Below are 12,813 nucleotides of genomic sequence, written 5' to 3' on the forward strand. Positions count from 1 at the left end.
TGTGAAAAGACCCGGCAAAACTGACGGAACGTGACCGGATCGAGGCGAGCTACCCCGCACTCGGCACCCAGCACGTCGCAATATGGTCGTCGACCATCCCGGTTGCCTGCATCAGCGCATAGGCCGTCGTCGGTCCGACGAAGCGAAAGCCGCGACGCTTCAGTTCCTTGGCCATCGCGGTCGATTCCGCAGTGACCGCAGGGACATCGGTCATCTCCGCCGGGCGGGGTCGCCGGGCCGGGGCGAACGACCACAGCAAATCCGAGAAGTCGACGTCGAGGTCGCCGATGACACGCGCGTTGTTGATGGTGGCCTCGATCTTCGCGCGGTTGCGCACGATCTCGACATCATCCATCAGGCGCGCGATATCGGCATCGGTGAAGCGCGCGACCTGCTCGGGGTCGAATTCGGCGAAGGCGCGGCGGAACCCGTCACGCTTGCGCAGGATGGTCAACCAGGACAGCCCGCTCTGGAACGCCTCGAGACTGACGCGCTCGAACAGGGCACGCTCGCCACGCAACGGCACACCCCACTCGGTGTCGTGGTACTGCCGGTAGAGCACCGCATTCGGTGTCGAATCCGTTGGCACCCAGTCGCATCGCACCCGGGTGTCCACCTCCACGGCGGTCATGGTTGCACGGTCCTGGCGTGGGCGGGCTCGTGCTCGGCGGGGAACGTGGTCGGGTCCTCGACACCGTAGGCGGCCCGCAATGCGGCCAACTCCCCACGCACCGAGTCGAGTTCGGCGCCGAGGCGGTCCAACACCCAGTCGACCTCACTGGTCTTGTATCCGCGCAGGGTCTGGGTGAACTTCACCGCGTCGACATCGGCGCCGGTGACACCCGAGGCGGGCAAGACCGTCGCCGTCGTGGCCTTCGGCAGCGGGGGCAACTGCTCCCCGCGACCGAACAGCACACTGCCGATGGCAAACAACACCGCGCCGACCAGGATCAGCACCACCAGGTACATCAATATCAGCGTCACGATATCGATACTGCCCTACCGGTGTGACAAGCCCGTTCGACGACTACGGGCGCAGCGTGTTCATCGGGGGTCGGTCGGCCAGCGACACCGTCGACGTGCGGGGCGTGTAGTCGTCGCCGTCGGCGAAGAACTGCGTCAGGCCCATCCCGGAGTCCTCGATCCCGCACCGATTGAGCAGGGTGGCGATCACCTGGCGACTCATGCTGGCCAGTTCGGTCAGCGGGCGGTTGCGGTGCGTCCGCACCCCCAGGTTGACCTGCGCGATACCGTCCAACCCGTACCGGTTGTAGGTGTCGACCAACAGGCCGATCTCCACGCCGTATGCGGGCGCGAACGGCACCGAGGTCAGCAGTTCACGGGTGCCGGCGTACTCGCCGCCCAGCGGCTGCAGCAGACAGGTCAACTCCGGGCGCAGGGCGGCCAACAAGGGCCGCGCGACCAGTTCGGTGACCCGACCGCCGCCGTTGGCGTCCTCGCTGCCGCTGACCTTGAGCGGGCGCCGGTAGAAGCCCTTCACCAGGTGCACGCCGTCGACGGTCAGAAGTGGCCCCAACAGCTTCGGGACGAACATCGGGTCGGGATCGATCAGATCGGAGTCGACGAAGACCACCAGGTCACCGGTGGTGGCGGCCAATGACCGCCACAGCACCTCACCCTTGCCGGACCGCGGCGCCAGCTCGGGCAGGGCGACCTCGCGGCTGATCACCCGCGCACCCGCGGCCACCGCGCGGATCTCCGTGTCATCGGTGGAACCGGAGTCCAGCACGATCAGCTCGTCGACCAGGTTGCCGAGCAGCGGGGTGATGGTCTCCACCACCGATGCGACGGTCTCCTCCTCGTTGAGGGCCGGGAGCACCACCGAGACGGTGCGGCCCCGTTTGGCCTCGATGAGCTCCTCGACCGTCCACGCAGGACGGCCGAAGCTGTGGTCTGCGAACCACGGGTGTCCCACCACCGCATCAGTCTTGTCGATATCGGTCAGTTCTGGTGTCAGCTCAGATATCAGAGTCATGCCAGTCCCCTCACCGTGCGCGTCGGCGGACGCGATCCTTGTATCGACGCGACCATCTCCAGCACGCGTCGAGTGGGGCCGACCTCATGCACCCGGAACATGGTGGCCCCGTCGGCGGCGGCCAAGGCCGTCGCCGCCAGCGTGCCCTCCAGGCGTTCGGTCAGTCCCACACCCAGAGTCTCCCCGACAAAATCCTTGTTGCTCAGGGCCATCAGGACCGGCCATCCCGTGTTTACAAGATCTTTTACGTGGCGCAACAAACTAAGACCGTGATGAGTGTTTTTCCCGAAATCATGGGTCGGATCGATCAAGATCCGATCCCTGGCGACACCGATTGTCTGCGCGCGTTCCGCCGCGGCAGTCACCTCGGCGATGACATCGTCGACCACACCGCGCTCGGTGACGCCGTAGTGGACCCGGAACGGCCGGGTGCGCGGAACCGCGCCACCGGTGTGTGAGCAGACCAGTCCGGCGCCGAACTCGGCGGCGACCTCGGGAAGCCCCGCATCGGCACCGGCCCAGGTGTCGTTGATCAGGTCGGCACCGGCCGCACAGGCCTGCTTGGCCACCGTGGCACGCCACGTATCGACACTGATCAGCTGATCGGGGTACGCACCGCGCAGCCATTCGATGAACGGCACGACCCGCGCGATCTCCTCGTCGGCATCGACGGTCTGACCGGGCCCGGCCTTCACCCCGCCGATATCGATGATGTCGGCGCCGTCGGCGATCTTGCGGTGGGTCGCCTCCTTGGCGGCCTCATCGGAGAAGGTGGCCCCGCGGTCGTAGAAGGAGTCGGGTGTGCGGTTGACGATCGCCATGATCAGGGCCCGGTCAGCGGCGACCGGGCGGCCGAGGAAGGTCCGCTGCACACGTCCAGGCTAGCCGTGCCGCGTGAGGGTCCCCGGCCTGCGCCGAATCACCCAGCCGAGATCACCTACTTGGGACGCTTGCCCTCGACGACCTCGTCGACGTACTCGGGGTAGAACGGCACATAGCCCTCGTCCTTACCGGACAGCACGTACAGCGGGTCCTCGACCTCCTCGCCGTACCCCTGTTTGCGTAGCTCGACCTTCTGGCTCTTGAACGTCGACGTGTGGGCCAGCTCCTCGACGATCCGGACGAACAGCGGCACCGCATACCCGGGCAGGTGCGCGTAGACCGACTTGGCCAGCGCCGCACCGTCGAACTCCTGGCCGTCCTTGAGCTGCAGGGCCACCATGCCCGCGCGCCCGCCGGCACCGGGTACCTCGACACCGAACACGGTCGCCTCCTCGACCTGGCTGTCGGCCGAGATGGCGGCCTCCACCTCGGTGGTGGCGACATTCTCACCCTTCCAGCGGAAGGTGTCCCCGAGCCGGTCGGCGAAGGCGGCGTGACCGAATCCCTGTGCGCGCATCAGATCGCCGGTGTTGAACCACACGTCGCCGTCCTTGAAGGCGTCGCGGACCAGCTTCTTCTCCGAGGCGGACTTGTCGGTGTAACCGTCGAACGGCTGGAAACTGCTGACCTTGGACAACAGCAGGCCAGGTTGGCCTCGCTTGACCTTGCGCAGCCGCCCGTCGGGACCCCTGGCCGGTTCGCCGGAGTCCAGGTCGTATTCGACATAGGCCACCGGGCTCGGGCAGATACCGGTGGACTTGGACACGTTGAAGACGTTGACGAACGCGGTGTTGCCCTCGCTGGCCGCGTAGAACTCGCAGACCCGCGGAATGCCGAACCGCTCGACGAACTGGTCCCAGATCGCCGGCCGCAGACCGTTGCCGACGATGACGCGTACCTTGTGCGCCCGGTCGGTAGGTTTGGGCGGCTGGTTGAGCAGATACCCGCAGATCTCACCGATGTAGACGAACGCGGTGGCGTCGAACCGGATGACGTCATCCCAGAATCGTGATGCCGAGAACGACTTGCCAAGGGCCAGTGCGGCTCCCGCGTTCAGCACCGAACCGACCGACACCGTCAGCGCATTGTTGTGATAGAGCGGCAGGCAGCAGTACAGGGTGTCGCTGCTGTTGAGTCGCAGTCCCAGTCCGCCGAAACCGGCCAGCGCGCGCAGCCAGCGGTAATGCGTCATGACGCTGGCCTTGGGCATACCGGTCGTTCCGGAGGTGAAGATGTAGAACGCCTTGTCCCCGGCCAGCACCGCGGCGGTGGTCGCCGGATTGGTGGTGGGCGCAGTGGTGGCGGCCTGGCGCATCTCCTCCAGAGTTGTCAGACCGGTTGTCTGGACCCCGCTTTCGGTGATCGGTTCGACGAGGTCGGATTCGGCGATGATCGCCTTGGCGTCCAGCAGTCCGATGCTGTGCGCCAGGACGTTGCCGCGCTGGTGGTAGTTCAGCATGCCCGCGGTGGCACCGCATTTGACCGTCGCCAGCATCAGCAGCACCGAATCGGGTGAGTTGCGCAGCATGATGCCGACCACGTCGCCGTGGCCGACTCCCTTGGCCGCCAGCACCGCCGCGTATCGGTTGACCGTCTCGTTGGCCTTGCGATAGGTGATCTGCTGGTCGTCGAATTTCAGGAACACCCGGTCGCCGTACTGGGCGGCGCGTTCCTGGAAAACCTTGCCGATGGACGTCTTGGCCGAGGGCCGGGCACTCATGCCGGTCAGTACGCCGCGGACGATGGCGGGGGCGTCGCGGAGGAAGCCGGGGAGCTTGCTGGCGATCTCCAGCAGTCCCACGCTGGTGCGCGTCGTGTCGTCACTCATGACCACACCTTAGTGATTCGGGCTACATGCGCTGAGAGCCGTCTCAACATCGGTGGTGACCACCAGTCGGTCCAACGCACCTTCGCTGACGTAACCGGTCGCCACCAGGCCGCGTAACCAGGTCAGCAAACCATCGTAGTGACCGAATGGGTCGAGCATGATGATGGGCTTGTCGTGCATGCCCAGGTAGCCGGCGGTCCACGCCTCGAAGAACTCTTCGAGGGTGCCGATCCCGCCGGGCAGCGCGATGAAGGCATCGGCGCGCTCCTCCATGACCTGCTTGCGTTCCCGCATGGTGTCGGTCACCACTAACTCGTCGGCGTCGACGTCGGCGAGTTCGCGGTGCACGAGCGCCTTGGGGATGACGCCGATGGTGGCTCCGTTGTGTTGGCGGGCACCGTCGGCGACGGCGCCCATGGCCGAGACGTTGCCGCCACCGGAAACCAGGGTCCAGCCCCGGTCGGCGATCGATCGTCCGACCTCGCCGGCGAGTCTGAGCAGTTCGGGATGGGTGGGACCGGATGCGCAGTACACGCAGACGGCCCAGGGTCGGGTTTCGGGCACGGGTAGAACGTACCGGCGGTTTCGCCGAGGTTCCATCGCGATTCGCCCTAGACTGCGGCTGTGCCGGATCTGGTCGATGCTGCCGCTGCGGCGCTCGCCCGCGGTGACCTGGCCGCCGCGGAGGAACAGGCGCGCAGCGCGCTGGCCGACGGCACATCCCTGCCGGCCCTGTTGACCCTGGCCCAGGCGCTGGCCTGGCAGGGTCGGGGCACCGAAGCCGACGCGGTCCTCGCACAGGTGGATCCCGCCGGTCTTGCCGACGATGAGCTCATCGCATGGGCGCTGCCGCGGGCGGCCAATCAGTTCTGGATGCTCGATCAGCCAGAACGAGCAACGGCATTCCTACGGGCGATCCGCGGACGGCTCTCGTCGGCGGTGACGATCGACGCGTTGCTGTGTACGTTCGCGATGAACGCCGGCGGCCCACAGCGGGCGCTGGAGATCGCCGAGTCGGTGTTGTCCTGCGACCACGCCGAGGACCGTGCGGTCGGCTGGGCCGCAGCGGCCGCCGGGCTGTCTGCGGCCAGGATGGGCCGCTTCGACCAGGTCGACGGATTGGCCGCCCGGGCGGGTGCCGCCGGACACCCCGGCGTGCTGCGCTTCACCTTGGCCTATGGCCAGATCACTGCCCGGCTGATGACCGGCGATATCGGTGCGGCCGACGCAGTGGCCGAGGGGTTGGTCTGCGATACCGGCCCGTCGCGGGCGATCGCGCTGGTGTTGCGCGCCGATATAGCGCTGGCCCGAGGGGCGCTGGACGAGGCGGTCGAAGCCTTGCGGGAGGCGGCGCCGGCCCTGTCGACGACCGGGTACTCGTGGGGGCCGCTGGCGTGGATGTTGTTGGCGCAGGCGCACGCTCAGCAGGGACGGGCGGTCGACGCGGCCAAGGCCCTGTCGCGAGCGGAGTCCCGGCACGGTTTGAAGTCGATGTTGTTCGCTCCCGAGTTGACGCTGGCCAGGGCCTGGACCGCGGCGGCCCGGCGGGACCAACCGGGCGCGGTGCGGGCCGCCCGCGACGCGGCGCGCGCAGCGTTGCGCGGCGGGCAACGGGCGGTCGCGTTACGGGCACTGCACGATGCGGTCCGGCTCGGTGACACCCGCGCCGTGGAGCCGATCGCCAATGTGTCCGGTGAGTGTGTGTTCGGCCGGCTGACCGCCGAGCATGCCCGCGCGCTGTCGATCGGCGATATCGCCGGACTCGAGTCGGTGGCCGCCCGATGGGCTGGGCTGGGCTGGGGATCGGCGGCCCGCGACGCGGCACGGCAGGCTGGTTCCAGCTGAGTAGATTCGTGCAGCTCACCGAGCCCGCGCGGCCGTAGAATTACGGCGATATCGAACGGGGGCCGCGCATGACCGATCAGTTTTCTGTCCAGACCGACGGGGTGCGCAACTACGCGCAGACCCACTCGGACGTCAACTCCGGGCTGGTCGGACTGCCCGCGCTCGATGGCACCGGTGTGAACAACAGCCACGGCGCCATCGCCGCATCGGTCAGCACCGCGCTGGGATCGGCATTGAGCGGGCGCGGCGGGGCGATGGGCGCCACCTCCACCTCGGCCTCGACCATCTCGGATCTGTTGCAGCAGGCGGCCAGGGCCTACGCCGGTGGCGACGAGGAGGGCGGCCGGCGATTGCGGGCGGCCGCCGACGCATTGGACGGTCGGCCGCCCGGTGCCGGCGGAGCGGTCGCGGGTGCCGCCGGTGCGGCGGGCGCCGGTGGGGCCGACGCGATGGGCCAAATGGGACAGATCATGGGTCAGGTCGGCCAGCAGGTCGGTCAGCTCGCTCAGTCCGTCACGGCCCCGTTGCAGGGCCTGGCCCAAGGGCTGCAACAGGTTCCGCAGCAGATCATGCAGGGTGTTCAGCAGGCCGTCCAGGCGGCCGGCGGTGCCGGCGCCTCGGGTGCGGCCGGCGGTGCGGGCCTGAAACTGCCCTCCGTAGACGAGTTGAAGGAGGCGGAGAAGGCGGTTTCGGAAAAAGCCGAGAAGGCCGGAGCCGAACCCGCCGAACGCCGTGAGGCCGGCGAGCGCACCGACGACACGGAAGCCCGGGGTGGACAGGACGGTTCCGGGCGGGCGCCGGTCGAGGCCCCCGCCCCGGCGCAGCCCGCGCCGACGCGTCCGCAGGTGGATTAGCGGCCGAGTCGCAACGATCCCGGATGTGTGCGGTACCAATCGAGGGTCGCCCGAATGGCGTCGCCATGGTCGGTGGGCAGCTGCCCGAACGTCCGCACGAACCGCGAGCCGTCGACGACGAAGTGCTGCTCGAACTGGTAGATGATCTCCGCCCCGGCCCGGGCGATCGGTGAGACGAATCCGAGTGCCCGCGCAGTTCTGCTGCCGTGGGCCATGATTCGCACCGGGCGACCGGCCGCCTCTGTGATCAACCCGATGAACTGCCGCGCGGTCATCGGGTCCGCGTGCGGGATATGCCATACCTGTCCGAGTGCTTCCTCCCTCTCGCCCAACATGATCAGGCCGCGCGCGAAGTCATCGATGTACAGCGGCGTAAGCGACAGATCCAGTGCACCAAGCCAATGCACGGTTCGGCCGCGCTGCGCGGCGCCGAACACGTTGCGGCCTATGGTCGATTCCACCCGCGGTCCGAAAAGCTCGCCGGCACGACCGATGACAGCCCGGACGTCGCCACGCTGGTGGGCGGCGAGTATGCGATCTGCCAGCCAGGCGCGCAACACTCCGAGATTGCTCACCGGGCGGTAGGGAGTGTTCTCGGTCATCGGCGCCGTCACGCGTCCGTACATCCAGGTGTTGTCGGCGTATACCAGAGTCGCCTCCGCCGCGACGGCACCGGCGAGGATGCCGTCGACCGCCGCCGGGAATGTTTCGCGCCACTGGAGGAAAGGCGGGTTGACGCAGTTGTAGACGACGGCGGCGCCCGCGCAGACCTCGCGCATCTGGGCGGGGTCGGTGGCATCGGCACCGGCGACCTCGACCCCGTCGGGCAGCGACATCCGGCCGCTCCGATTGACCGCTCGCACCCGCCGACCCGCGCGGTGCAGCTCGCGCACGATCACGCTGCCGGTGGCACCGCTGGCGCCGATCACGACGTGCAAGTCCCGATCCATACCGGAACCCTCCTTAAACAAAACGAATGATCCTTCTATTAAGGCGGGAAGGGTTTACGTTGTCAAGAACGAACGTTCGCTTTACATTGCTGACATGCCGAAGGTCTCTCAGGAACACCTCGACGCCCGCCGCACGCAGATCCTGGACGCGGCCACTCGCTGTTTCGCCCGGCAGGGCTTTCATGCCACCACCATGGCGGACGTGCTGACCGAGTCGGGCCTCTCCGCCGGCGCGGTGTACCGCTATTTCCGCGGTAAGAACGAGCTCGTCAGCGCGGTCGCCGAACAGGTTCTCGACGGTGCGTACACCCGGCTGGAGAGCGTGCTGCTGGCCGAGTCGGTCCCGACGCCCGCCGATGCGGTGCACGGCGTGGTCGCCGCGATCGACCCCGGCGTCGGCCACGACGAGCACCTTCGGATGGCGGTGCAGGTATGGGGCGAGGCGCTGCGCGACGACAATCTGGCCCGGCTGGCCGGCGCGGGCTACGGCCGGATCCGCGCCATATTCGTCGACTATGCCCGCCGTGCCATCGCCGCGGGGCTGCTGCCCGAGGGCACCGATGCCGTTGCGGCCGGCTCCGCCTACTTCAGCCTGGTACCCGGCTACATGCTCCAGCGCCTCCTGCTCCGCGACACCTCCCCCGCAGGCTATGCCGTGGCGCTGCGATCGGTCTTGGCCTAGCCGCCGGTCAACACCCCCTCTGCCAGCTCGAGGCGCCGGTCAATCCCGATGTTGGCCAGGAAGCTGTGGTCATGGCTGACCACCACGAAAGCACCGCGGTAGGCGTTGAGCGCCGACTCCAGCTGCGCGACGCTGGCCAGATCGAGATTGTTGGTCGGCTCGTCGAGCAGCAAGAGCTGGGGAGCGGGCTCGGCGAACAGCACACACGCCAGGGTTGCCCGCAGCCGCTCGCCACCGGAGAGCGCGGCGATCGGCAGGTCGATGCGGTCGCCCCGGAACAGGAACTGCGCCAACAGGTGCCGCCGCCGGGTGATCGACAGACCGGGCGCGGAGACCGCCAGACTGTCGGCCACCGTGGACCGCTCGTTGAGGAGGTCCAGACGCTGGGACAGGTAGGCGATCCGCCCGTCACCACGCTGCACGACGCCGCCACCGGGTTCGAGATCACCGGCGATGATGCGCAGCAACGTCGACTTCCCTGCCCCGTTGCCACCGGTCAGTGCGATGCGCTCCGGGCCACGGATGTCCAGCTCGATATCCGCGAAAACCCGTGACGACAAGCCGGTTCCGCTGAACAACACCCGGCCGGCGGTTACCTCGGTCTCCGGCAGATCGAGGGCGACCACGTCATCCTCACGTAGGGCACGCTCAGCATCGTCGAGGCGACTGCGGGCGTCACCGACGCGCCGTGCGTGCACGTCGTCGGCCTTGGCCGCGGACAGTTGGGCATCCCGTTTCAACTTACCCGCAACAATTTTCGGCAAGCCGGCATCCTTGAGATTGCGTTTGGCGGTGGATGCCCGCTTGTCGGCGCGTTCTCTGGCCTGCTGCATCTGCTGCTTCTGCCGTTTGAGCTCCCGCTCGGCATTGCGGATGTTGTTCTCAGCCAACTCCTGTGCCGACTGCACCGCAGCCTGGTAGTCGGTGAACCCGCCACCGAAGTGCGACACCTCACCGTCCCGCAGTTCGGCGATACCGTCCATCCGGTCCAACAGCACCCGGTCGTGACTCACCACGACCAGGCATCCTCCGAAATCGTCGAGAGCCGCGTAGAGACGTTGCCGCGCATAGGTATCCAAGTTGTTGGTGGGTTCGTCGAGCAGTAGCACATCGGGGTGACGCAGCAGCTGTGCGGTCAGCCCGAGCGAGACCACCTGCCCACCGGAGAGTGTGGACAGCGGCCGGTCCAGCTCCAGGTCCGCAAGGCCCAGCCGGTCGAGCTGGGCGCGCGACCGTTCGGCGATATCCCAGTCGTCACCGATCGCGGCGAACACCTGCTCGCTCGCATCGCCTGCGGCCAGCGCATCCAGCGCCGTCAGCACCGCGGTGATGCCGAGGACGTCGGACACCGTGTGCCGGGCCAGGAACGGCAGATTCTGCGGCAGGTAGCCGAGCACCCCGTCCACCGTGAGGCTGCCTGCGGTCGGTGTCAGTTCTCCGGCGATGAGCCGCAGCAGGGTGGTCTTGCCCGCGCCGTTGGGCGCGACGAGGCCGGTGCGGCCACGGCCGAACGAAGACGACAGCTCGTCGAACACGACGGTGCCATCGGGCCAGTTGAACGAAAGATGGGACAGCACAATAGACATGAGGGAGCTCCCCGGAAATGAAGAGGACGGTGGACGACAGCAGAAATCTCGGGGACTTACCCGGAGATGTCGTCGATTCCCAGCACGAAAACCATGCTACCCATCGGGTCAAGCAGTTAAATACGCCCGCAGGGTCTCGGTCGTCGCGGTGATCGCGCTGACGTCGACATGTTCGTCGACCTTATGCGCCAAGTTCGGGTCACCCGGACCGTAGTTCACCGCGGCGATGCCCAGCGCGGCGAAGCGGGACACGTCGGTCCAGCCGTACTTGGCGCGCACCTGTCCCCCGGCCGCGGCAACCAGTGCCGCCGCGGCGGGATTGGCCAGCCCCGGCAACGCGCCGGCGGCCGCGTCGGTGGTCTCGCACGTCACGTCGAGGCCCGCGAGCACCTCGTGCACGTGCGCCACCGCCTGCTCGACACTGCGGTCAGGGGCGAAGCGGAAATTGATGGTCACCGACGCCGTGTCGGGAATGACATTGCCGGCGATGCCACCGTCGATGCGCACCGCCGACAATCCCTCGCGGTACACGCAGCCGTCGATGTCCACGCTGCGGGCCTGATACCGGGACAGCCTGTCGAGCACGGCGCCGAGTTTGTGGATGGCGTTGTCGCCCAGCCATGATCGCGCCGAATGCGCACGGGTGCCGGTGGCCGTGGCCACCACGCGGATGGTTCCCTGGCAGCCCGCCTCGATGAAACCACCGGAGGGCTCCCCCAGGATCGCCACATCGGCGGCCAGCCAGTCGGGCAGCTCGCGCTCGATGCGGCCCAGGCCGTTGGCGCTGGACTCGATCTCCTCGCAGTCGTACATGACCAGGGTCAGATCATGGGCGGGCTCGGCGATCGTCGCGGCCAGGTGCAGAAACACCGCGTCCCCGGATTTCATGTCCGAGGTGCCGCAGCCGTACATCAGGTCGCCCTCGCGACGGCTTGGCACGTTGTCGGCGGCGGGCACGGTGTCGGTGTGCCCGGCCAGCAGTACCCGGGAGCTGCGGCCCAGGTTGGTGCGCGCCAGCACCGCGTTCCCGTTGCGGACGACCTCGAAGTGCGGGGCCTGCGCCCGCAGCGCGGACTCGATCTCGTCGGCGATGCGCTGCTCGTGGCGCGACTCGCTGGGGATGTCCACCAGGGCGGCGGTCAGGGTGATCGGGTCGGCGCGCAGGTCTAGCCCCATGACGGTCAACCGTAGTCCAGTAACGTAGGCCGACGTGACTGCCGCATCTGGCGTCGGCCTGGCCACCATCGCCGCCGACGGAACCGTCCTGGACACCTGGTTTCCCAACCCTGAGCTGACCGGCGACGGCAGCACCGGCACGGTGCGCCTGTCGGTGGCCGAGCTGACCGACGCGCTCACCGCACTGACCGGCCCGGACGCCGATCGTGACGTCGAGGTCGTGGCCGTGCGCACCAGCATCGCCTCGCTCGACGACAAGCCCGTCGACACCTATGACGCCTATCTCCGGCTGCACCTGCTCAGCCACCGGCTGACCAAGCCCCACGAGGCCAACCTCGACGGCATTTTCGGGCTGCTGGCCAATGTGGTGTGGACCAACTTCGGCCCGGCCGCAGTCGAGGGTTTCGAGCTGGTGCGCGCCAAGCTGCGCAGCCGCGGTGCGGTCGCGGTCTACGGGGTGGACAAGTTCCCACGGATGGTCGACTACGTGTTGCCCGCCGGGGTGCGCATCGCCGACGCCGACCGCGTCCGCCTGGGTGCCCACCTGGCCCGCGGGACCACCGTGATGCACGAGGGCTTCGTCAACTTCAACGCCGGCACCCTGGGCAACTCGATGGTCGAGGGTCGCATCTCGGCCGGTGTCGTGGTCGATGACGGTTCCGATATCGGCGGCGGCGCCTCGATCATGGGCACGCTGTCCGGCGGCGGCAAAGAGGTCATCTCGATCGGGAAGCGCTGCCTGCTGGGCGCCAACGCCGGTGTGGGCATCTCGCTGGGCGACGATTGCGTCGTCGAAGCGGGGCTCTATGTCACCGGCGGCACCAAGGTCACCACCGGGGACGGCCAGACCATCAAGGCCAAGGAGCTGTCCGGGTCGAACAACCTGCTGTTCCGCCGCAACTCGGTGTCCGGCGCGGTGGAGGTCGTCAAGCGCGACGGCACCGGCATCACGCTGAACGAGGCGCTGCACGCCAACTGAGTCGACGCGAGCGTTGGCTTGTGTGCGTCCACAGC

Annotated in this window: 13 protein-coding genes; 4 read left to right on the forward strand and 9 right to left on the reverse strand. The window is 67.9% G+C overall.

Translation table 11 applies throughout. From position 1 onward, the window contains the following. Nucleotides 1-49 precede the first annotated feature (49 nt). The 6 genes from IC40_RS0118290 to IC40_RS0118315 all read right to left on the reverse strand — a co-directional run bounded on the left by IC40_RS0118290 (nucleotide 50) and on the right by IC40_RS0118315 (nucleotide 5,306). Entirely contained in the window at nucleotides 50-631 is a 582-nt protein-coding gene (locus IC40_RS0118290) for a DNA-3-methyladenine glycosylase I (RefSeq protein WP_030136142.1), read from the reverse strand. Then, on the reverse strand, nucleotides 628-984 hold the full coding sequence (locus IC40_RS0118295; RefSeq protein WP_030136143.1) for a DivIVA domain-containing protein: 357 nt from the start codon (nucleotides 982-984) through the stop codon (nucleotides 628-630). Before IC40_RS0118295 ends, IC40_RS0118290 begins: the two co-directional genes overlap by 4 nt. Nucleotides 985-1,027: 43 nt before the next feature. Next, nucleotides 1,028-1,936 carry a glucosyl-3-phosphoglycerate synthase gene (locus IC40_RS0118300; RefSeq protein WP_191293541.1) on the reverse strand — a complete coding sequence of 303 codons (909 nt, stop codon included), beginning with the start codon at nucleotides 1,934-1,936 and terminating at the stop codon, nucleotides 1,028-1,030. A gap of 56 nt (nucleotides 1,937-1,992) precedes the next feature. Further along, a complete protein-coding gene (folP, locus tag IC40_RS0118305; RefSeq protein ID WP_030136145.1) occupies nucleotides 1,993-2,868 on the reverse strand; it encodes a dihydropteroate synthase in 876 nt (291 codons plus the stop codon). Between the two features lie 65 nt (nucleotides 2,869-2,933). Continuing rightward, a complete protein-coding gene (fadD6, locus tag IC40_RS0118310) occupies nucleotides 2,934-4,706 on the reverse strand; it encodes a long-chain-acyl-CoA synthetase FadD6 (protein ID WP_030136146.1) in 1,773 nt (590 codons plus the stop codon). Between the two features lie 9 nt (nucleotides 4,707-4,715). Further along, nucleotides 4,716-5,306, reverse strand: coding sequence for a cytokinin riboside 5'-monophosphate phosphoribohydrolase (locus IC40_RS0118315; protein WP_042509892.1), 591 nt, complete (start codon nucleotides 5,304-5,306; stop codon nucleotides 4,716-4,718). Between the two features lie 24 nt (nucleotides 5,307-5,330). Between IC40_RS0118315 and IC40_RS0118320 the strand changes: the two genes are divergently transcribed. Next, nucleotides 5,331-6,551, forward strand: coding sequence for a hypothetical protein (locus IC40_RS0118320; RefSeq protein ID WP_051644377.1), 1,221 nt, complete (start codon nucleotides 5,331-5,333; stop codon nucleotides 6,549-6,551). Between the two features lie 68 nt (nucleotides 6,552-6,619). Then, nucleotides 6,620-7,405, forward strand: coding sequence for a type VII secretion target (locus tag IC40_RS0118325; protein ID WP_030136149.1), 786 nt, complete (start codon nucleotides 6,620-6,622; stop codon nucleotides 7,403-7,405). Here the strand turns inward: IC40_RS0118325 and IC40_RS0118330 are convergent. Then, nucleotides 7,402-8,355, reverse strand: a complete 954-nt coding sequence (locus tag IC40_RS0118330) for an NAD-dependent epimerase/dehydratase family protein (RefSeq protein ID WP_030136150.1) — start codon at nucleotides 8,353-8,355, stop codon at nucleotides 7,402-7,404. The genes IC40_RS0118325 and IC40_RS0118330 overlap by 4 nt on opposite strands. Before the next feature lie 94 nt (nucleotides 8,356-8,449). Here IC40_RS0118330 and IC40_RS0118335 point away from each other — a divergent pair, with 94 nt between their 5' ends. Next, complete coding sequence (locus tag IC40_RS0118335; protein WP_030136151.1) at nucleotides 8,450-9,037, forward strand: TetR/AcrR family transcriptional regulator; 588 nt, start codon at nucleotides 8,450-8,452, stop codon at nucleotides 9,035-9,037. On the opposite strand, the gene IC40_RS0118340 is transcribed toward IC40_RS0118335, so the two are convergent. Both IC40_RS0118340 and dapE read right to left on the reverse strand, forming a co-directional pair. Next, on the reverse strand, nucleotides 9,034-10,623 hold the full coding sequence (locus tag IC40_RS0118340) for an ABC-F family ATP-binding cassette domain-containing protein (protein WP_030136152.1): 1,590 nt from the start codon (nucleotides 10,621-10,623) through the stop codon (nucleotides 9,034-9,036). The two genes, IC40_RS0118335 and IC40_RS0118340, sit on opposite strands and share 4 nt — an antisense overlap. A gap of 108 nt (nucleotides 10,624-10,731) precedes the next feature. Next, nucleotides 10,732-11,799, reverse strand: a complete 1,068-nt coding sequence (gene dapE, locus IC40_RS0118345) for a succinyl-diaminopimelate desuccinylase (protein WP_030136153.1) — start codon at nucleotides 11,797-11,799, stop codon at nucleotides 10,732-10,734. Between the two features lie 34 nt (nucleotides 11,800-11,833). Here dapE and dapD point away from each other — a divergent pair, with 34 nt between their 5' ends. Then, entirely contained in the window at nucleotides 11,834-12,778 is a 945-nt protein-coding gene (gene dapD, locus IC40_RS0118350) for a 2,3,4,5-tetrahydropyridine-2,6-dicarboxylate N-succinyltransferase (RefSeq protein WP_030136154.1), read from the forward strand. Nucleotides 12,779-12,813 lie beyond the last annotated feature (35 nt).

Source organism: Mycolicibacterium neoaurum ATCC 25795 (assembly GCF_000691525.1).
GTDB lineage: Bacteria > Actinomycetota > Actinomycetes > Mycobacteriales > Mycobacteriaceae > Mycobacterium > Mycobacterium neoaurum.

Coding starts and splice junctions, on each gene's coding strand:
- IC40_RS0118290 (WP_030136142.1), bottom strand. CDS start 631: ATGACCGCCGTGGAGGTGGACACCCGGGTGCGATGCGACTGGGTGCCA.
- fadD6 (WP_030136146.1), bottom strand. CDS start 4,706: ATGAGTGACGACACGACGCGCACCAGCGTGGGACTGCTGGAGATCGCC.
- IC40_RS0118315 (WP_042509892.1), bottom strand. CDS start 5,306: ATGGAACCTCGGCGAAACCGCCGGTACGTTCTACCCGTGCCCGAAACC.
- IC40_RS0118325 (WP_030136149.1), top strand. CDS start 6,620: ATGACCGATCAGTTTTCTGTCCAGACCGACGGGGTGCGCAACTACGCG.
- IC40_RS0118330 (WP_030136150.1), bottom strand. CDS start 8,355: ATGGATCGGGACTTGCACGTCGTGATCGGCGCCAGCGGTGCCACCGGC.
- IC40_RS0118335 (WP_030136151.1), top strand. CDS start 8,450: ATGCCGAAGGTCTCTCAGGAACACCTCGACGCCCGCCGCACGCAGATC.
- IC40_RS0118340 (WP_030136152.1), bottom strand. CDS start 10,623: ATGTCTATTGTGCTGTCCCATCTTTCGTTCAACTGGCCCGATGGCACC.
- dapE (WP_030136153.1), bottom strand. CDS start 11,799: ATGGGGCTAGACCTGCGCGCCGACCCGATCACCCTGACCGCCGCCCTG.